At 51.5% G+C, this 16,577-nt stretch carries 19 protein-coding genes and 1 other RNA gene; 6 read left to right on the top strand and 14 right to left on the bottom strand.

Translation table 11 applies throughout. The annotated features are described in order from the left end of the window. The first annotated feature begins 344 nt into the window (after window positions 1–344). The 4 genes from OCH80_RS09590 (at window position 345) to OCH80_RS09575 (ending at window position 4,038) form a co-directional block, all read left to right on the top strand. Complete coding sequence (locus OCH80_RS09590) at window positions 345–521, top strand: hypothetical protein (protein ID WP_404540452.1); 177 nt, start codon at window positions 345–347, stop codon at window positions 519–521. A 393-nt stretch (window positions 522–914) separates the two neighbouring features. Next, complete coding sequence (locus tag OCH80_RS09585) at window positions 915–2,477, top strand: ATP-binding cassette domain-containing protein (protein WP_404540449.1); 1,563 nt, start codon at window positions 915–917, stop codon at window positions 2,475–2,477. Continuing rightward, window positions 2,474–2,695 carry a hypothetical protein gene (locus tag OCH80_RS09580; protein WP_404540446.1) on the top strand — a complete coding sequence of 74 codons (222 nt, stop codon included), beginning with the start codon at window positions 2,474–2,476 and terminating at the stop codon, window positions 2,693–2,695. Before OCH80_RS09585 ends, OCH80_RS09580 begins: the two co-directional genes overlap by 4 nt. Next, window positions 2,683–4,038, top strand: a complete 1,356-nt coding sequence (locus OCH80_RS09575) for an ATP-binding cassette domain-containing protein (RefSeq protein WP_404540443.1) — start codon at window positions 2,683–2,685, stop codon at window positions 4,036–4,038. The genes OCH80_RS09580 and OCH80_RS09575 overlap by 13 nt, the downstream gene beginning before the upstream one ends. Before the next feature lie 107 nt (window positions 4,039–4,145). Here OCH80_RS09575 and ssrA read toward each other — a convergent pair. The 12 genes from ssrA to OCH80_RS09515 all read right to left on the bottom strand — a co-directional run bounded on the left by ssrA (window position 4,146) and on the right by OCH80_RS09515 (window position 12,109). Further along, window positions 4,146–4,507, bottom strand: a transfer-messenger RNA (tmRNA) gene (gene ssrA, locus OCH80_RS09570). 67 nt (window positions 4,508–4,574) lie between these two features. Beyond that, entirely contained in the window at window positions 4,575–5,768 is a 1,194-nt protein-coding gene (locus tag OCH80_RS09565; RefSeq protein ID WP_404540440.1) for an acetate/propionate family kinase, read from the bottom strand. A 30-nt stretch (window positions 5,769–5,798) separates the two neighbouring features. Beyond that, a complete protein-coding gene (locus OCH80_RS09560; protein WP_404540455.1) occupies window positions 5,799–6,800 on the bottom strand; it encodes a class I SAM-dependent methyltransferase in 1,002 nt (333 codons plus the stop codon). A gap of 73 nt (window positions 6,801–6,873) precedes the next feature. Continuing rightward, the gene (locus tag OCH80_RS09555; RefSeq protein WP_404540437.1) at window positions 6,874–7,032 is read right to left on the bottom strand and encodes a hypothetical protein; all 159 of its coding nucleotides are present in this window, start codon (window positions 7,030–7,032) and stop codon (window positions 6,874–6,876) included. Further along, window positions 6,998–7,480, bottom strand: a complete 483-nt coding sequence (locus tag OCH80_RS09550; RefSeq protein WP_404540435.1) for a hypothetical protein — start codon at window positions 7,478–7,480, stop codon at window positions 6,998–7,000. The genes OCH80_RS09555 and OCH80_RS09550 overlap by 35 nt, the downstream gene beginning before the upstream one ends. A gap of 16 nt (window positions 7,481–7,496) precedes the next feature. Then, the gene (locus OCH80_RS09545; protein WP_404540432.1) at window positions 7,497–7,742 is read right to left on the bottom strand and encodes a type II secretion system protein; all 246 of its coding nucleotides are present in this window, start codon (window positions 7,740–7,742) and stop codon (window positions 7,497–7,499) included. A gap of 13 nt (window positions 7,743–7,755) precedes the next feature. Further along, entirely contained in the window at window positions 7,756–8,187 is a 432-nt protein-coding gene (locus tag OCH80_RS09540) for a hypothetical protein (RefSeq protein ID WP_404540429.1), read from the bottom strand. Window positions 8,188–8,189: 2 nt separating this feature from the next. Beyond that, window positions 8,190–8,525 (bottom strand): competence type IV pilus major pilin ComGC, encoded by a 336-nt coding sequence (comGC, locus tag OCH80_RS09535; protein ID WP_404540426.1) that lies wholly within the window; start codon window positions 8,523–8,525, stop codon window positions 8,190–8,192. A gap of 171 nt (window positions 8,526–8,696) precedes the next feature. Further along, entirely contained in the window at window positions 8,697–9,701 is a 1,005-nt protein-coding gene (locus OCH80_RS09530; RefSeq protein ID WP_206987499.1) for a type II secretion system F family protein, read from the bottom strand. Next, window positions 9,667–10,626 carry a competence type IV pilus ATPase ComGA gene (gene comGA, locus OCH80_RS09525; RefSeq protein ID WP_404540423.1) on the bottom strand — a complete coding sequence of 320 codons (960 nt, stop codon included), beginning with the start codon at window positions 10,624–10,626 and terminating at the stop codon, window positions 9,667–9,669. Before comGA ends, OCH80_RS09530 begins: the two co-directional genes overlap by 35 nt. 144 nt (window positions 10,627–10,770) lie before the next feature. Then, window positions 10,771–11,505, bottom strand: a complete 735-nt coding sequence (locus OCH80_RS09520; protein ID WP_404540420.1) for a YebC/PmpR family DNA-binding transcriptional regulator — start codon at window positions 11,503–11,505, stop codon at window positions 10,771–10,773. 82 nt (window positions 11,506–11,587) lie between these two features. Continuing rightward, window positions 11,588–12,109 (bottom strand): VanZ family protein, encoded by a 522-nt coding sequence (locus tag OCH80_RS09515; RefSeq protein ID WP_154547463.1) that lies wholly within the window; start codon window positions 12,107–12,109, stop codon window positions 11,588–11,590. A 106-nt stretch (window positions 12,110–12,215) separates the two neighbouring features. Between OCH80_RS09515 and OCH80_RS09510 the strand changes: the two genes are divergently transcribed. Next, window positions 12,216–13,103, top strand: a complete 888-nt coding sequence (locus OCH80_RS09510) for a metal ABC transporter solute-binding protein, Zn/Mn family (protein WP_404540417.1) — start codon at window positions 12,216–12,218, stop codon at window positions 13,101–13,103. A gap of 65 nt (window positions 13,104–13,168) precedes the next feature. On the opposite strand, the gene OCH80_RS09505 is transcribed toward OCH80_RS09510, so the two are convergent. Further along, window positions 13,169–14,026 carry a patatin family protein gene (locus OCH80_RS09505; RefSeq protein WP_404540415.1) on the bottom strand — a complete coding sequence of 286 codons (858 nt, stop codon included), beginning with the start codon at window positions 14,024–14,026 and terminating at the stop codon, window positions 13,169–13,171. Then, window positions 14,027–14,554 (bottom strand): peptide-methionine (S)-S-oxide reductase MsrA, encoded by a 528-nt coding sequence (gene msrA, locus OCH80_RS09500; RefSeq protein WP_404540412.1) that lies wholly within the window; start codon window positions 14,552–14,554, stop codon window positions 14,027–14,029. It abuts the gene before it with no gap. 305 nt (window positions 14,555–14,859) lie between these two features. On the opposite strand from msrA, the gene OCH80_RS09495 reads away from it, so the two are divergent. Continuing rightward, window positions 14,860–16,494 carry an APC family permease gene (locus tag OCH80_RS09495; protein WP_404540409.1) on the top strand — a complete coding sequence of 545 codons (1,635 nt, stop codon included), beginning with the start codon at window positions 14,860–14,862 and terminating at the stop codon, window positions 16,492–16,494. Window positions 16,495–16,577: the final 83 nt, after the last annotated feature.

Here is a 16,577-nt window from a genome sequence, read left to right as displayed (position 1 = left end):
GGTACACCAGACGATGTGGTAATTGAGGTTGTATGCGTAGCCTCGTCCATGGATGATATCTGGCTCATAATTTCTGAATTCGTATTTAACCATATGAGTCGCACCTCCTTTCAGCATTTGCAGTTCTTTAGTTGCTTATATTATATCGCATATCGAACTAATGTTCACGAGTTAAAGCAAAAAAGGGGGCGATTCAACTCGGCATTGAAATGCCAAGTTTTCTCGCCCTCAACGTAATAAAACTGGCAATACCTGCAAGAAAGCTTTGTCTAGCCTGAACAGATAGACTATTATTAGCCGGTTTCCATATATTACGCATTTATAAGGAGGCCGAACAGGTAGGCATGCCAAAAGAAATTATTGACCAAGCTGAAAAAGTTTTGGCTGGACAGTTGCCACTCAGCAGCTGCAAAGTTACTTTGAAAGATAAGGCAACCGCTAAAAAGGACAAAATAAATTTCCACAAAGGTGATGTTGTTTACGCTAGCAACTTAAAAAAGAAGGCATTTTCTACGCTTTAGACGTAAATCAATCCCTGGCTAAAATCTTTGTCAACAAAAATTTCTCTGTCATTCCTGTCAAGCGGCTGGAATTGCGTCGAAAAGCCGCTGATCTTTATCCAGATGGCTACAACCTTGACCTGCTATTCATTAGCAACTGGTAGGAATATAATTTTAACAAGGATCTGGAGCGTGGAAGCAAAAAAGCATATAAAAAATCAATCAAAAATGAGTGAGGTGCAAAAAAGGCAAAATCATAATTAAACAATAATTAATGTTTTTTATTATTGTTGTTGAATTGTTGGTAAAATTAAGCTAAAGTTAGTAAAGGATTGCCAACAAATGGCAAAAAAATGATAATTATTGATTTAAAACAAATGATTAAAGATTTGAACAACAACCAATTTTTTGCCCATGACTTTACGTAAAATAATCGACAGCAACCGAAGCCGTTTCGCCATCATCTTCGTTCTGCTGGTCACTACCCAGGTCATCGACGTGACCTCAACCTATCTTTTCTCGCCAATGGTCAACCAAGTCGCTGCCGGCTGTTTCCCACTTTTTTGTGGTCTGCTTCTGGCCCAGTTTTCCCTGGCTTTAGTGCTGAACTTGGCTTTTAACGGAGCTAATTACCTGTTCAGCAAGCAGACTCAACAGTATTTGCACAGCATCAGGAACAAGTTGGCCGATCATTATTACCAGCAGCCAGCCAGCGTCTCCGAGATGACCAACCACTTTAGCCAAGACCTTGATACCTTGACTTACGATTACGCGACCGTCCTTTTTTACTTGATCTGCGACGTCACCAACGCGCTTTTGCTTGTTGCCAGTCTCCTGTCTTTTCACTGGCTCTTGCTTGTTGCCAGTCTCTTAACTACTGCGGCTTCCTTTGCAATTGCCCACTTGCTGGAAAAATACAGCAACCAGGCTACAGAGCAAATGTCAGCTGCCAACCAGCACTTTTTAGCGACTATTGCTGAGTGGACGGCTGGCCTGGCTGAATTGCGCCGTTATTTTGCCAAAGGCGCTTATCAAAAAGCCCTGCTTAAGTCCGGCAAACAGCTAGCCGACAAGCAAGTCAGCCGCCGCAAGATCAACAGCCAGATCCAGTGCCTGCAAAGCATCATCAACGCACTAGGCACTGTCAGCATCCCCTTAATTGCCGGCTTCCTCTTCTTTAAGGGACAGATGTCCTTGGGGAGCGTCATCGCTGCTGGCTACTTCGCCAGCAATCTTTTTTCAGTTTTGGAAAACATTGCCGGCAGCTACTCTTACCTCAATTCTACCAAGAGCCTGCGGCAGCGGCTCACGCGCCTGCAAGAGAGCAGCAAGAAGAACAGCCTGAAGCCGGTCAGCCAGATGGCAAAGCTTGAAATCAAGCAGCTTTCATTAACTTTTGGCAAGCAGCTGATCTCCTATCCTGATTTGACCATCCATGCCGGTGAAAAAATCCTCATCACTGGCGACAGTGGCAGCGGAAAGAGCAGCCTGCTGAAGCTTCTTATGGGAGCTTTAAAAGCCGACAAAGGCCAGATTGTCTTTAAAGACGCGGCTGGCCAGGCCTTCCAGCCTGATCCGTACTCAATCGGCTATCTGGCCCAAGACCCAGTCCTGTTCCCCGCTACTTTGGCGGAAAACGTGACCATGCACACGCCCGGTCTGGCTTGCGATCCAGAAGACTGTCTGGCAGCAGTCGACCTCAAGCTTGATCCCCAGCGCCAGCTGGCCTTAGACGATTTGACCATCTCCGGCGGTCAAAGGCAAAAGCTGGTCTTGGCCCGGGCTTTGAGCCACTCCTTCCCCCTGCTCTTGCTGGACGAGTCGTTGAGCGCGGTTGACCATGCTGGTCAGGACAAAATTTTGCAAGCTTTAGGCAAATTGCCGGCAACCATTATTTTCATTGCCCATAATTTTAGTCCTGACCAAAAAGCGCTCTTTGACCGGGAAATTACCTTAGTCAAAAAGGAGCAAGCATGAATTTTAAAGAATTTTATCTGCACAAGCCTTTCAAAAGCAGCCTGCTTTTTCTAGCCACTGCTTTAAGTTCCTTGCTGCTGGTTGGCTCTTCCTACGCGCTGACTCTGGAATTCAACGCCTTGAGAAGCCGGCAGGCACTGCTTTTTGCCCAAATGCTCGGCCTGCAGTTGGCCTGCCTGCTCTTCAGCGCCCTGCTGACCTACTATTGGAAAAGCTGATTCAAAGCTACCTGCAGCAGATCCGGCAAGACGTTGCCCTGCATCTCTTCAATGATGAGCAAGCACACGATCCCGCCCAGGCACAAAACCAGCTGCTTAAGGAAGAGGACTTGCTGAGCATCAACTACTTACGCAATATTTACAGTGCTTTTAAGTCTGGCGTGACCGTCCTAGCAGCCGGCGGTGCCTTGCTCAGTTTTCACTGGAGCCTCTTTATCGCCTGCCTGATTTTCGCCCTGATGCAGATCTATCTGCCCCGCCTGCTTGACCGGCAGCTCAACCAAGCCAATCAGAAACTGGCAGCGCAAAACCAGGCTTATCTCAAAGTTCTTGGCGACTGGCTGCTCGGCCTTGGCGACCTGCACCGCTGCCTGTCTTTGGCTTGGTTTAAGGAGAAAGCGGGTCTGGCGGCCAAAAAGCTGGAAGATGCCCATGTGCATAAAAGTGCCGTCTCCACCCGACTGGATTACCTCAATCAGCTGGCCTACTCGCTTGGCAGTAGCTTGATCCTGCTCCTGACCGCTTTTCTGGTCATCCGTCACTGGACGGCTTTTGGCCTGCTCAGCAGCATTGATTCCTTTAACAGTGACTTTTTTGGCAATCTGCAAAACGCGGCTGACTACTTGGGAGAAATTTCCGGCAGCCGCAAGTTGCGGCAAGACCTGCTTGCGCAAAGAACGCCTGTCCCAGAGCAAACGGAAAGCGGCCAAGCCCCAGCTGGCTTTTCCAGCAGTCCCTTGACTGTTGAATTTGCCGACCTTACCCTGACCTATCCCGCCATCAAGCTTGCGCCTGGGGAAAAGGTGCTGCTAAGCGGTGCCAGCGGCAGTGGCAAAAGTACTTTTTTCAAGCTGCTGCTGGGTGAACTAAGCCCGGCTAGCGGCACAATTCATTACCTGGACCAAAATGGCCAGACAATTCAGTCCAACTTAAGTCAAATCGGCTATCTTCCGCAGGACCCGCGGCTTTTTCCTGGCAGCATTGCTGAAAACATGACCATGTTCAATCCCGCTTTAAGTGATCCGGAATTGCTCCTGCAGACAGCGGAGCAGGTAAACTTAAGTGAGGATCTCCGCCTTTGGCCTGACGGCTTGAATACGCGGGTTGCTGTTGAAGACAGCAACATCTCTGGCGGCCAGCGGCAAAAAATAGTTCTTGCCCGCAGCTATCTTTACCACAGCCAGCTGCTGCTGGTTGACGAAGGTACGAGCGCCATTGATCAAGCCGCCACGCGAGAAATTCTTTCGCGTTTGCTGCAGACGGATAAAACGATCTTGTTCATCGCGCACAATTTGACAACTGAAATCCGCCAATTGTTTGACCGTGAAATTAAATTTGATTAAAAAAAGACATGTGACCTTAGCATCACATGTCTTTTTCAGTTGCTTGGTTCCCGTTTGGTTCCCGCCAGCGGGAAAAATATTGGTATATCGAGGCTTACAGCCCTGCTTAGTGGAGATGAGGGGAATTGAACCCCTGTCCAAACGCATTTTGTCACCAATCTCTACGATCATAGTTATATTACTTGAACTTCACCGCTCCCAAACGCCATATAACAGGGCAAACTAGCAACGGCTAGTCTGATGATCTCTTCTTAACTATTCAGACGTGATAGCCAAGCGTATCCCGTAAAGTTGATACCGCAAGGTCGCCACGGGCCGGCAACCTATTGGCAGCTGGGCTGAACTAAGCAGCTACAGCGTATGAGTTTTCGTTTGCAGTTAATTTAAACTGTTTAACGTTTTTACGTAGACGTAACCTACGAATCGCAATCGGCGCAAATCTACGCCTGTCGAATCCCAAAACATCCCCATAAATAGAGAACACAGGTATTTTACCAGAAAATACCCATGCCCTCAAATATTCTGCTTAACGAAAATTACTTGAGATGAGCCAAACGGACAACGTCACGTTCGATCATCAATTCTTCGTCAGTTGGCACGATCAAAGCCGCAACCTTTGAGTCTGGCGTTGAAATGAACTTTTCGCCATTGGTCTTGTTGGCTTCTGCGTCAAACTTCAAGCCAAGGTAGCCAAAGTTCTTCAAAACACCTGCACGAACGATATCTGAGTGCTCGCCGATGCCGGCAGTGAAGACAATTGCGTCCACGCCGTTCATTTCAGCAGCATAGCCCCCAATATAGCGAACGATCCGGTTAATGAAGATTTCCCTAGCCAGACGCGCCCGTGGGTTCTTGTCCGCGTTGGCGCTAATGTCACGCATGTCGCTTGAAAGACCTGAAATTCCCAGCAAGCCTGACTTGCGGTTCAAGATGCTGATCATCTCGTTGAAGTCAGTCATGCCTTCCATCTTCATGATATGTTGCAGAACTGATGGATCAACGTCGCCAGAGCGAGTCCCCATTGTAATCCCGGCTAATGGTGAGAAGCCCATGGAAGTGTCATAGCACTTGCCATCCTTGACGGCAGTAACTGAAGCCCCTGAGCCCAAGTGGCAAATGATCATCTTGAGCTCCTTCAAATCCTTGCCCATTATTTCAGCCGTGCGCTTTGAAACGTAGCGGATTGAAGTACCGTGGGCACCAAACTTGCGGGCTTGATACTTCTCGTAGTATTCGTATGGCAGAGAGTACATGTAGTGGACAGCGTCCATTGACTGGTGGAATGAAGTGTCAAATACGCCAACTTGTGGCACGTCTGGCAAGATTTTCATAAACGCTTCGATTCCGCGGCCTTCTGCAGGGTTGTGCAACGGCGCGAAGTCAGTCAATTCAAAAATCTTGTGCAGATTGTCCTTGGTAATGATTGCTGAATCTGGGAATACCTCGGCCCCGTTAACGATCCGGTGGCCAACGCCAACGATTTCCTTAACGTCTTTAATGACGTCGTATTTCTTCAACCAGTCAAGCAGCACTTGTACGGCTGTTTCCTGGTTTGGCAGGTCAAGCGTTTCTTTATGCTTGGTCCCATCAGCTAATTTCATTTCAAAGCTTGAGCCATCGATCCCGATTCGATCACCCAAACCTGAGGCAAGGACGCTTTCATCATCCAATGAGAATAACTTATATTTGAATGATGAGCTACCAGAGTTGACTGCCAAAATCTTATTCATAACTTTTAACTCCTTCGATTCTACACAGAACTATTTGCCATTTTCAGTATACCACTCGTTCAGTTTAATATTAAGACTGACTAGCGATTCTTCATTCTTCAAATCGTCAATCCGGGTTAACAGAACTTCACGCGGCGGCTGGCTTTGGCCGTGGTTCTGGAAGATCAGCAGGCTCTTTTGGTTAACTTTAGTTTGGAACAATTTCTCTGGCAGCTGGACGATGGACTGCAGGTGCACCTTGTTAGCCAGCCAAGGCATGAAGTCCGCGCCAAGCTTGCCGGAAATCATGCTGTTTGGAACCAACAAAAAGGCATAGCCATCAGGCGCCAGGTTCTTGACGATCTGCTCGGTCAGCAGCACATGGGCGTATGAGTGGCCTTCCTTGGTCCGCAATTCAAAATTCACGGCATTTTCATCGTTGACGTAATAGCCGACCGGCAAGTCGCTGACAATGACTTCCGGCTTGCCTCCTTGCCATGGCAAAAGCGCGTCCTGGCAGTAAAGATCAATGTCTAGGCCGTTTAAGTGGGCGCCAACGTCAGCTAGGTTCAGAATGTCTTCATCATGGTCAATTCCGACCAGCTTGAATGGATTCTGGGAGTGATTCTGGCTGGCTAGCTGCTTGACCACGGAGTACAAGAGGTTGCCCGTGCCCAAGGCCGGATCCAGGATGGTCTGCTCTTTCTTTGGCAAGAGCTTGCTCATGAAGAGCGTGATCACCGTGGCCAAGATCGGCGGAGTTGGCATTTGGTTGGCATCGCGGTCTTCATCGCTGATCGCCTTCAAGGTCAGCAGATTATAGACCTCCACCTTCTGCTTGCTGGACATCTGGTCGTAGTTCAAGCTGGCATACTTGCCCTTCAGGAGCTCGACCGTGTCTGGGTCTGGCGCCCCCATTTCCACCTTGACATCATGATTTTCCAGGTTGTCAAAGCTTTCCGTCAAGGCTTCCGTCATCGGCACGTTCAAGGCCTTCTGCAGGCATTGGACCGCGTCTAAAAATTGCGTAAAAACTTTCGTGATCTGATTAATATTTTCCATGTGTCCACCCTTCTTTGCGTTACTTAATCAATTTTAAAGAAAGGCAGGAGTCCGTGCAAGCAAATCACCTGCCGAGGAGGTATTTGACTACCAGCTGGTCTTCCAGAATGTAGTAGCGCTCCGTCAGCACGTAGGCTTCGATAAACATTAAACAGGTCGTCAGAACCAGCACGCTGCTGAGCAACGCGCTAGCCCTCGTTCTGTTTGGTCTCTTTCTTCTCATCCACTGGTCCTTTCTTTGACTCATGCTGCTCTTTCTCCTCAGGCGGCGGATCCAGGGCAAAATACAGGTTGCTCGTGCGGCAGTCCGGCTCAGTCACCATGATGCGCAGATTGTTGCCCTTTCGTTGAAACAGCACGTTCAAAGCCGGCAGCAGCTCCATGTAGCTGACAACGTACAAGCGGCCGGTCGTCTTTGTCTTGCGCATCGCGAAGCTGTCTTCAGTGCCATCCTTATGGATCTTGCCGATGACCGCTTCGGAATTGCTGCAGCTCTTCAGGTAGACTCGCTTGGCGTCTTTATGCATGTACTTTTCCAGCTGAATGTAGGAAAAAGCCAGCGCGTTTTCGCTCCGCATCCGCTTCTTGCTCACGGCCAAAGCCTGGGTCACGTTGAACAGGACCGACATGCAGATGGCCGTAACCATGACTGCCAGCACCGCCTCAAACAAAGTAAAAGCCGGCCGCCTACTTGATCGGGCAGATCTGCTTCGTTTTCTCATCATATAGGTCTCCATCCTTCGTCAAATGGTAGCGGTGATCATGGACGATCACCGTCGGCTCTTTAGTCTGCTTGAGCATGTAGCTGGCCAGGGCATTGTCGGCCCGGTAGGCCTCTGCCTGCTGAATGGCGCGGATCTGCAAGCAAATCTGCACCGTCGTCGTCAGGGCAATGCAGGCAATCGCCAAAGCCACCACTGCTTCAAGTGCCAAAAAGCCGCCCTGCCTAGTCCTTTTCCCGGACCTTGCCCCACATGAGCTGAATCGTGTACCTCTTTGCATAGCCATATCCTTTAAAACTAATTGAATAAGGAGAAATGCAGCCGCCGCTCCTGATCTGACTCCCCAGGCCTTCAAGGACCGGGCTGTCGACCGTCATGCCTTCCGGCAGCCTGATTTTCTCCGCTGTCTGGCCGTCATGCGTCACCCGCAATTCGTGCCTGGAATTGTTCACGTGCACCACTACGGTCTGCTGCTTAAGGGCCGCGACCCGGATTTCATGCTGCAGGGTCTGGAGCACGGCCGTGCAGGTCTGGTCAAACAGGATCTTCTCCCGCGTCCGCTTGACCTGCAGACTCCCGCCCTGGACCAGCAGCAAGAAAATCGCCAGTACGACCACGGTCTCAGCCAGGCTAAAGGCCGGCTTGACGCGCCGCATTTCTACTTCGCGCCGGTCACATCAGCCAGCGTGATCTTCTTCTCGTTGATCTGCTCGAGCTGCTTGGCCGTCAGGTAGTTCTTGTCCTTCATTTCAGCGAAATCGGCTGGCGCCTTGTCATTGTCGCTGCGGTAGAGCTCAACCTGGGTCTGCAGGGTCGTCATGAAGGCCTCATCAGCCTTCTTGGTGGCACTCTCCTTCTGGGTCCACAGGTTTGGCGAGATCAAGAGGACCAAGACGGCGATGATCGCCACGACGACAACCATTTCCATCAGCGTAAAGGCCTTCTGCTTGCGCTTCTTGGGCTCAATTTCTTCATGCTTCTTGCTTGGCATCATTGTTTTGCCTCCAATTCTATGATCATGATTATTTACATCTAGGGTTAAGGAGTAATTTTAGGAATAGAATAAACATCAACAAAAATAACGGTAAAAGATAACGGTAAATATGACAGTAATTTTGACAATAAAACAATACGGACTTAGGACGGAAAAAAGGGCTGGACAGGGCTACAAGCCCTGCATGCTCCCATAGATGGGCAAAAGCAGCTTCAGATACATGCCGATGATGGCCAGACCAATCAAGATGAAGCAAAATGGCTGGATATTCACGATCATGCGCTCCACTTGCTGGGTCAGGCGGTCAAACAGCATCTTGGCAATCAGCAGGCACTGCTGGCTGAGCTCCTTCCGGTCGCTGCCCGTCTTGAGCAGGATCAAGAGATTCTGGTTCAAGAAGGGCTCCTGTAGAATGATCTCCTGCAGGCTCTTCCCGCTTTCCAGCTGCCTGGCCACGCGGCTGCCGAGCTCCTGCTGCAAAGAGCCAGGAGTCTGCTGGCTGGCAAACAGGCACATCTTCTGCAATGAGAAGCCGCTGGCCAGCAGCATCCCCAGGTCATAGCTGATCAAATACTGGCCATAGCTGCTGATGGCCGGCCCAACAAACGGCAGCTGGCTGAGCTTCTTGAAGGACTGGTAGTCCTGCTTTTGCAAATAGCCCAAGACCAAGAGCAGGCTGGTCAGCAAAAGGACAAAGAAGGCGACCAGGGCAAAAATCAGCAAGTCCCCCGTGTGGTCTCCGCTTTCCGCGAATTGGACGGAAACGAAGTTCTGCATAAATACGAGCAAGATGATCATCATCACGACCAAGACGACCGGGTAGGCCAGCTCGCCTTCCAGCTTCTTGAGCTGCCGGCGCTGCATCCGCCGCAATTGGGTAAGCTGGGCCAGCGACTCCTGCAGGTTGCCTTGGGTCAAGGCAATGTTCAGCTGGGTCACCGTGGTTTTGGAATAGCCAAGCTCCCCCATGCATTCCGCAAAGGACTTCCCGCCCGCCAATTCCCGGTCAATCCGCTTAAAGAGGCCGGCGCGCTTGGGCCACAGAATTGGCAGCATCTTAAAGCTCTTTGCGATTGAAAAGCCGTTTTGCAGGCTTGACGCCAAAAATTCCAGCAGCTCCAGCTGCTCCTGCCCCCGCAAGCTATCCTTGTGCAAACTGATCTGCAACTGCTTCATCGATCCTTCCCTCCTCCAATAATTCAGCCAAATGCTCTTCCCAGCTGGCAAAGCCGGACCGCTTGGCGCGCGCGACTTCCCGGGCCAGATCCGCCCCTGCGGCAATGTCCAGCAGACAGGCTGGCCCGTCTTCAGCCGGCAAAAGCCGCTGGTAGGACACGGCCGTCAGGCAGTTGGCCAGGGCATTGGTCCCAATCCCCAGGCTCTCCAGGCGCGAAATCGTCTGGTAGGTGCTCTTGGCGTGGACCGTGGCCAGAACCAGGTGCCCGCTTAAGGCGGCATCAATGGCCAGATGGGCCGTCTCGCCGTCGCGGATCTCCCCGATGATCAAGACATCCGGCCGGTGGCGCAGGGCCGCCTTCAAAAGGCTGGCATAGCTGATTCCAGCCGGCAGGTTGACCTGGGTCTGCAGGAAGCTGCTCTCATGCACTTCAACCGGGTCTTCAATTGTCATCACGATCCGGGTCTGGCTCAGCCTTCTGGCCAATTCATACATAGTGGTGGTCTTCCCTGACCCCGTTGGACCGCTGGTGACGATCAAGCCCCGCTTCTTGCATAATTCGGCCAGGCGGGTAAACTGGTCCGGGAAAAAATACCTGCTTCCACTGATCCCATAGATCACCCGGATGACCAGGGACTCCTCGCCCCGGTAGTCGCCCAGGCTCGACAAGCGCAGCCAGCACTTGTCAAAAGACATGGCTCCCACCTGTGGCCGCCGGTGCTCTGAGATATCCATCTGCGCGGCATACTTGAACCAGCTGATCAACTCGCTTCCCGCCTGCTTGGACAGGTCTTCCAGCTTCACTGGCTCCCTGGATCGCAGCTTGACTTCGCAGCTTTCCTCCTTGGGCAGGAAGAAAATATCGCTGGCTCTAGCGGCAAGCGCCGCCCGCAGAATTTTTTCGGCAGTTTCTTTGACTTTCATGACGGTTCCTCCTCTATTTTTTCCGTCCTATAAGCTATTACACGAAAGAAACGGATTTTACCGAAAAAAGTTCAAAAAAATTTTCCAGATGCCAAAAAAGCCGCCTGACTCTCGTCAAGCGGCTTTCGCTAAATGCATGTTTAATTATTCTTCGTCGTCATCAGCAGCGGCAGTGTATACGTTTGATACATCGTCGTCGTCTTCAAGGGCATCGATCAAGTGTTGGTATTGTTCCTTCTTGTCTGCTGGAACTGGCGTGGTGTTTTGTGGAATCATCGTCAATTCTGAAACAGCCAGCTTGTAACCAGCCTTTTCCAGAGCGTCACGAACCTCAGTGAATTGCTTGGCATCAGTGTAGATTTCGTAGGTATCGTCACTGGTCTGCAAGTCATCACCGCCGGCTTCCATAACGTCCATCAACATTTGGTCTTCGTCAGCGTCAGTAGTGGACCGGTCAATTACGATGTAGCCCTTGCGGTCAAACATGTAAGAAACTGAGCCGGTAGCGCCAAGGCTGCCGCCGTTGCGGGTGAAGGCAACGCGAACTGAAGAAGCAGTCCGGTTCTTGTTGTCAGTCAAGGCTTCCACCAAAACTGCAATGCCGCCTGGAGCGTAGCCTTCGTAGGTTACTTCGTCGTAGTGTTCGTCGGAGTTCCCTTCAGCCTTCTTGATCGCGCGTTGAATGTTGTCCTTTGGCATGTTGACAGCACGTGCCTTGTCCATGACCAAACGCAAGCTTGGATTACCTGAAGGGTCAGGACCACCACTCTTTGCAGCCATGTAAATTTCACGAGAAAGCTTTTGGAAGACTTTCCCTCTCTTAGCGTCTTGCGCATTCTTGCGGCCTTGAATATTGTGCCATTTTGAATGTCCTGACATTTAGGATCCTTCTTTCTTTATCTTAATCTAGTCAACTTTTTTATCATAACTCAGGTATGGCAGAAATTCAACGCTTACTCCCTTAAATAGCCGACTTTTTTCGCTCAGCCCGCCCTTTCAGCAGGTAATAAATGACCGCCAGGACAATGGCCAAACAAGCCCCGCTGGCGTCCAGCATCACGTCATGCACGGTCGGCGTCCGGTCCCCGGTCAGAAACTGGTGGAATTCATCCATCGCCGCAAAGGCAAAGGCGGTAGCCCAGACAAAGAAGGGACCGGTCCAGCTAATGACGAAGACCCGCCGTAAGCCCAAGTAGGCAAACAAGCCATATAAAAAATAGCTGCCAAAATGGGCCGTTTTCCGGACCACGAACTGGGTAAAGCCAGCTGACCCGTCGGTCTTGACATTGTGCCAGACCCCGCCGTAATAGATATTGAGCCGCTGGATCCAATCCTCCAGCCAGCCCAGGTAGGTGTGGATGAAGCCCGGCTTCATTTTCTGCTCATGATAGGTCATTGAGCTGGAAACAAACAGCATGGCCAAGACGGCCAGAGCCAGGAGGAGATAGACTTTTTCTCTTTTGCTAAACTTAAAATCATTCATGCTGTTTATTTTACCATCAATCAGGAGCTGTTCCTTGACTTTTGCAATTTTTTCCCGTATTCTAATATGATTTGCAGGCGGGCTGCAAATCTTGAAAGGAAAAGACATGCAAAGAAAGCACAGACACCTGTTTATCTGGCCGCTGCTTCTGCTGGCCGCTATCTGCCTGGCCGGCTGCGCCAAGAGCCCAAAGAGCTCCGGCAGCCAGATCAAGATCGTAACCTCAACCAACATCTACGCTGACATCGCCCAGCAAGTCGTGGGCAAATACGGTCAAGCCACGGCCCTGATCGCCAACGGCAACTCCGACCCCCACGACTTCGGGCCAACGACGGCTTCCGCCAAGACGGTTGCCGCCGCCGACATCGTGGTCGCCAACGGGATGGGCTACGACAGCTGGATCCAGAGTCTGGCAGATGCCTCCGACAAGAAGGTCACCAAGGTCGGCGAAGACCTGATGGGGCTGGAAAGCTCTGCCAACCCGCACATCTGGTACAACCTGGACATGCCTAAGAAGTACGTGGCCTTCCTGGTCAAAAAGCTGGGCAAGCTGCAGCCAAAGCACGCGGCCTACTTTAAGAAGCAGGGAGCCAGCTACTTGAAGAAGATCGCCAAGATCGACCAAGTCGCCGACTCAATCGATGGCAAGGCCTCAAAACCGGTCTTCGTCAGCGAGCCCGTGTTTGACTACGCCTTAGAGCGCACCGGCTTCAAGATCGGCAACAAGAACTTTGAAGAAGCCACGGAAAAGGAAACCGACCCAAGCGCGGCTGTCATTGCCAAGATGAACGCCGACATCGCCAAAAAGAAGATCGCCTTTTTCGTCAACAACACCCAAGCCAGCTCCGACATGGTCAAGTCCTTCGTCAAGAAGGCAGAAAAGCAGGGCATCCCGATCATCAAGGTCCGGGAGACCATGCCTAACGGCACCAGCTATTATAAGTGGATGCTGGGCAACTACCAGCAGCTGGCAAAGCATTCAAGGCAAAAATAGTTAAAAGCGCCCGCGCCATTATCGGCAAAAAGCCATGAGCAGTTGATGCTCATGGCTTTTTTAGCTTATTTTTTCAAAAAATCCTTCAAATCAGCAATCCGTGCTTCCGCGTCCTTGACGCCGACCTGGTAAACGCCCAGCAGGGTCTCGCAGTCGTGCTCCAAGGCTGACACGGAAATGTCCTGGCTGGGCCGGAAGATGAAGGCCTCGCCCCTGGCCTCTTCAGCCGCGATCTGGGCCAGGGCTTCATTGTATTCAAAAGACCGCCTGTGCAAGCGGTCCACGACGGCTGGGTACTGCTTCAAGAGCCGGTCCACGACTGGCTGAATCCGGGACGGCTCCTTATGATAGCCGCGCGGCTGGGTCAAGATGACCACGTTCTGCCGGTAGCCGATTCTTTCCATGAATCTAAAAGGAATCGAGTCGGACACTCCGCCGTCCCAGTAGCGGTGGCTGCCAATTTGGACAGGACGGGCAAAGACGGGAATGGAGGATGAAGCCCGGATCCAGCGGGCATCCAGCCGCTTGCCGTCCTTGAGCTTGTGATAGACCGGCTGGGCCGTCTCCACGTCCGTGGCCACGCACCAGAAATCCATCGGATTGCGGGCAAAAGCCGCCGTGTCAAAGGGATCATAGACTTCCGGAATCTGCTTGTAGCAGAAGTCCGCCCCATACAAGTCCCCGGTCTTCAGCCAGGACCGCCAGCCCTTAAAGTGGGGGTTGGCCCCGTAGCGCAGGTTGTAGCGCAGAGCCCGCCCCGGCTGCAGGGACTTGTAGTTGCAGCCGAAGGCCACGCCGGCGGAAACGCCAACCGCGGCGGGGAAAGTAATCCCGTACTTCATCAAAACGTCAATGACGCCAACCGTATACAAGCCACGCATGGCGCCGCCTTCCAGGACCAGACCGTGCTTTTTTTCCGTCATTTACTTCCCCCAGTGCTCCTTGATAAACTGCTCCCGGCCGCCAGCCTCTTCTTGGGCGTAGCGCTCCGGATTCTTCTTATAGAACTCTTGGTGGTAATCTTCAGCCACATAGAAGGGGCCCGCTTTTTCGATCTTGGTTACGATCGGCTGGTCAAAGCGGCCGCTGGCGGCCAGCTCAGCCTTAGACTTTTCAGCCGCGGCCTTTTGGGCGGGCGAATTGTAGAAGATGACCGGCCGGTAGTTGTCGCCCCGGTCCTGGAACTGGCCCATGGCGTCGGTTGGGTCAGTCACCTGCCAGTAGTAGCCCAGCAGCTGCTCATAGGACATCAGGCTGGGATCAAAAGTGATCTTGACTGCTTCCGTATGCCCGGTTTTCCCGCTTTTGACCTCTTCATAAGTCGGAAAGGCCACGTGGCCGCCGGTATAGCCCGCAACGACGCTCTCAATTCCAGGCAGGGTATCAAAAGGCTGCACCATGCACCAGAAGCAGCCGCCCGCGAAAATTGCCGTATCGAGTTTCTTGTCCATCTTCGTTCACCTCATGCTCTGAACTTAAAATTTTTGCAACAATGATCAATATTTACCAATTATAGCCTAAATTGCTAAAGTGCTCTCATTTTTTGCTCATTAACTTGCTTTTAGGATTTTGCTTCCAAAATTAAAAGCGCTGTCATGCATAAATAATATTGATCTTCTTACAAATAGTAGGTAAACTGGTTATGCTTATTTTATTTTATGAAATCTTAAGAAATGGAGATGGCAATGAAATCAACAAACAAGTCGCCGGCAGCTGCTTTCTGTTAAACAATCAGTCATAACAGAAAGGATTTTTTATGGACGACGAATTAAATATTAAAAGCAAATATATTTCCTGGCCGACTCTGGCAATGATGGCCTTCGTAACGGTTATCGGCCTGGAAGACATCATGTACAACTTCCAAAACCAAGGGATGGCGGTTATCACCTCCTGGATTTTGATGATGTTCCTCTACGTGGTGCCATACGCATTGATCGTAGGTCACTTGGGCAGCGTCTTCAACAAAGAAGGCGGCGGCCTGTCCTCCTGGGTCCGGGCAACCGACGGGGAGTTCCTGGGCTACTTTACCGCCTGGACCTACTGGGCTGCTTCCATCCCTTACGTGGTCGACACGGCCAACTGCCTGCTGGTTGACGTCGGCTGGGGCTTGACCGGGACTGACGAGTTTGAAAATCCCAAGTTCCTGTCAACAGCCATGTTTACGGCAATCACCTTTGCCATTTTCATTGTCTTGACTTTGATTGAGCACAAGTTCAGCGACTCAATGGAAGTTCTGTCCAATATCGGCGGCTGGGCCATGTTTATCATGACCATCCTCTTCGTCCTGCTGGCCTTCGCCGGCCTGGCAAAGTCGGGCGGCAAGACCGCTACGCCATTTACCTGGAAGACGATCGTCCCGAAGTTCGACCTGAAATACTTCTCAACCGTCGGGATGCTGATCTATGCCGTCAACGGGTCTGAGCTAGTTGCCCCTTACGTGACCCGGATGAAGGACCCGAAGCGGGAGTTCCCTAAGGCCATGATCGCCCTGGCCGTCATGACCTGCTTCTTGACCATTTTTGGCTCAATCGCCCTGGGGATCTACATCGATGCCAACCACATGCCAAACGACTTGAAGATGAACGGTGAATACTACGTCTTCGGCGCCATGGGCAAGCAGTTTGGCGTTGGCAACCTTTTGGTCTACATCTACGCCTGGTCATCCTTCTTCTACAACGTGGCCCTCTTGTCCGTCCTGCTGGATGCCATGACCAGAATGCTGATTTCCGACACCGGCGACAAGTACATGCCGAAGTTCTTGAAGAAGACCAACAAGGACGGGCTGCCAATCAACGGCTACATCCTGACCGTCTTCCTGAGCGGCTTCATCATGGTTCTGGGGATCTTCCTGCCAGACATGAACGACATCTTCAACTGGCTCTTGAACCTGAACGGGATCATCTCTCCAGCCGTTACCTGCTGGATCTTCTACTCCTTCATGAAGGTCCGGGGCAAAAATTCCAAGAAGTACCCATCCGTCTACCGCTACATCAAAAACGATACCTTCGCCTGGTGGGTCGGCTTTGCCCTCCTGGCCGTAACGGCCGTGGCTACTGTCCTGGGCTTCATGCCACAAGACGTCAAGCAAGGCACTTGGGTTTGGTGGTATGAGCTCTCCATCAACATCATCGCCTGCGTGGTCCTGATCGGCTTGGGCGGCATCTTCCCTGGCATTCGCCGGCGCGAGGAAGAATATGGCATTGCCTTTGACCGGACCCAATGGATCTGGATGATCGTCCTGGTCCTGGGCTCAATCACCTTCGACGTCTGGCTGGGTGGCACCAAGCTGGCTGCTAGAGTCTGGATCATCGCTATTGAAGCCGTGGCTGCCCTGCTCCTGGTTTGGCTGATCGGCCGCCGGGTGCCAAAAGGCGCCAGCAAGCAGGCTTAAGGCAAAATGCGCAAAACAGGCTAGCCAAATGACATGCTCCCCCGACCAAGGTCGGGGGTTTCTTTATAGGCTAGTGCTCACGC

The sequence above is a fragment of the Lactobacillus sp. 23-2 genome, from assembly GCF_044902225.1.
GTDB classification, from domain to species: domain Bacteria; phylum Bacillota; class Bacilli; order Lactobacillales; family Lactobacillaceae; genus Lactobacillus; species Lactobacillus absianus.
Note: the sequence above shows the minus strand (reverse complement) of the source record. Positions and strands in the feature narration are given on the sequence as shown.

What these genes read in the sequence shown, in the direction of transcription:
- OCH80_RS09580 (WP_404540446.1), top strand. Translation starts at nt 2,474, where the DNA reads ATGAATTTTAAAGAATTTTATCTGCACAAGCCTTTCAAAAGCAGCCTG.
- OCH80_RS09495 (WP_404540409.1), top strand. Translation starts at nt 14,860, where the DNA reads ATGGACGACGAATTAAATATTAAAAGCAAATATATTTCCTGGCCGACT.
- OCH80_RS09555 (WP_404540437.1), bottom strand. Translation starts at nt 7,032, where the DNA reads ATGAGAAGAAAGAGACCAAACAGAACGAGGGCTAGCGCGTTGCTCAGC.
- OCH80_RS09510 (WP_404540417.1), top strand. Translation starts at nt 12,216, where the DNA reads ATGCAAAGAAAGCACAGACACCTGTTTATCTGGCCGCTGCTTCTGCTG.
- comGC (WP_404540426.1), bottom strand. Translation starts at nt 8,525, where the DNA reads ATGATGCCAAGCAAGAAGCATGAAGAAATTGAGCCCAAGAAGCGCAAG.
- OCH80_RS09530 (WP_206987499.1), bottom strand. Translation starts at nt 9,701, where the DNA reads ATGAAGCAGTTGCAGATCAGTTTGCACAAGGATAGCTTGCGGGGGCAG.
- OCH80_RS09590 (WP_404540452.1), top strand. Translation starts at nt 345, where the DNA reads ATGCCAAAAGAAATTATTGACCAAGCTGAAAAAGTTTTGGCTGGACAG.
- OCH80_RS09540 (WP_404540429.1), bottom strand. Translation starts at nt 8,187, where the DNA reads ATGCGGCGCGTCAAGCCGGCCTTTAGCCTGGCTGAGACCGTGGTCGTA.
- OCH80_RS09520 (WP_404540420.1), bottom strand. Translation starts at nt 11,505, where the DNA reads ATGTCAGGACATTCAAAATGGCACAATATTCAAGGCCGCAAGAATGCG.
- OCH80_RS09515 (WP_154547463.1), bottom strand. Translation starts at nt 12,109, where the DNA reads ATGAATGATTTTAAGTTTAGCAAAAGAGAAAAAGTCTATCTCCTCCTG.
- OCH80_RS09585 (WP_404540449.1), top strand. Translation starts at nt 915, where the DNA reads ATGACTTTACGTAAAATAATCGACAGCAACCGAAGCCGTTTCGCCATC.
- OCH80_RS09505 (WP_404540415.1), bottom strand. Translation starts at nt 14,026, where the DNA reads ATGACGGAAAAAAAGCACGGTCTGGTCCTGGAAGGCGGCGCCATGCGT.
- OCH80_RS09565 (WP_404540440.1), bottom strand. Translation starts at nt 5,768, where the DNA reads ATGAATAAGATTTTGGCAGTCAACTCTGGTAGCTCATCATTCAAATAT.
- comGA (WP_404540423.1), bottom strand. Translation starts at nt 10,626, where the DNA reads ATGAAAGTCAAAGAAACTGCCGAAAAAATTCTGCGGGCGGCGCTTGCC.
- msrA (WP_404540412.1), bottom strand. Translation starts at nt 14,554, where the DNA reads ATGGACAAGAAACTCGATACGGCAATTTTCGCGGGCGGCTGCTTCTGG.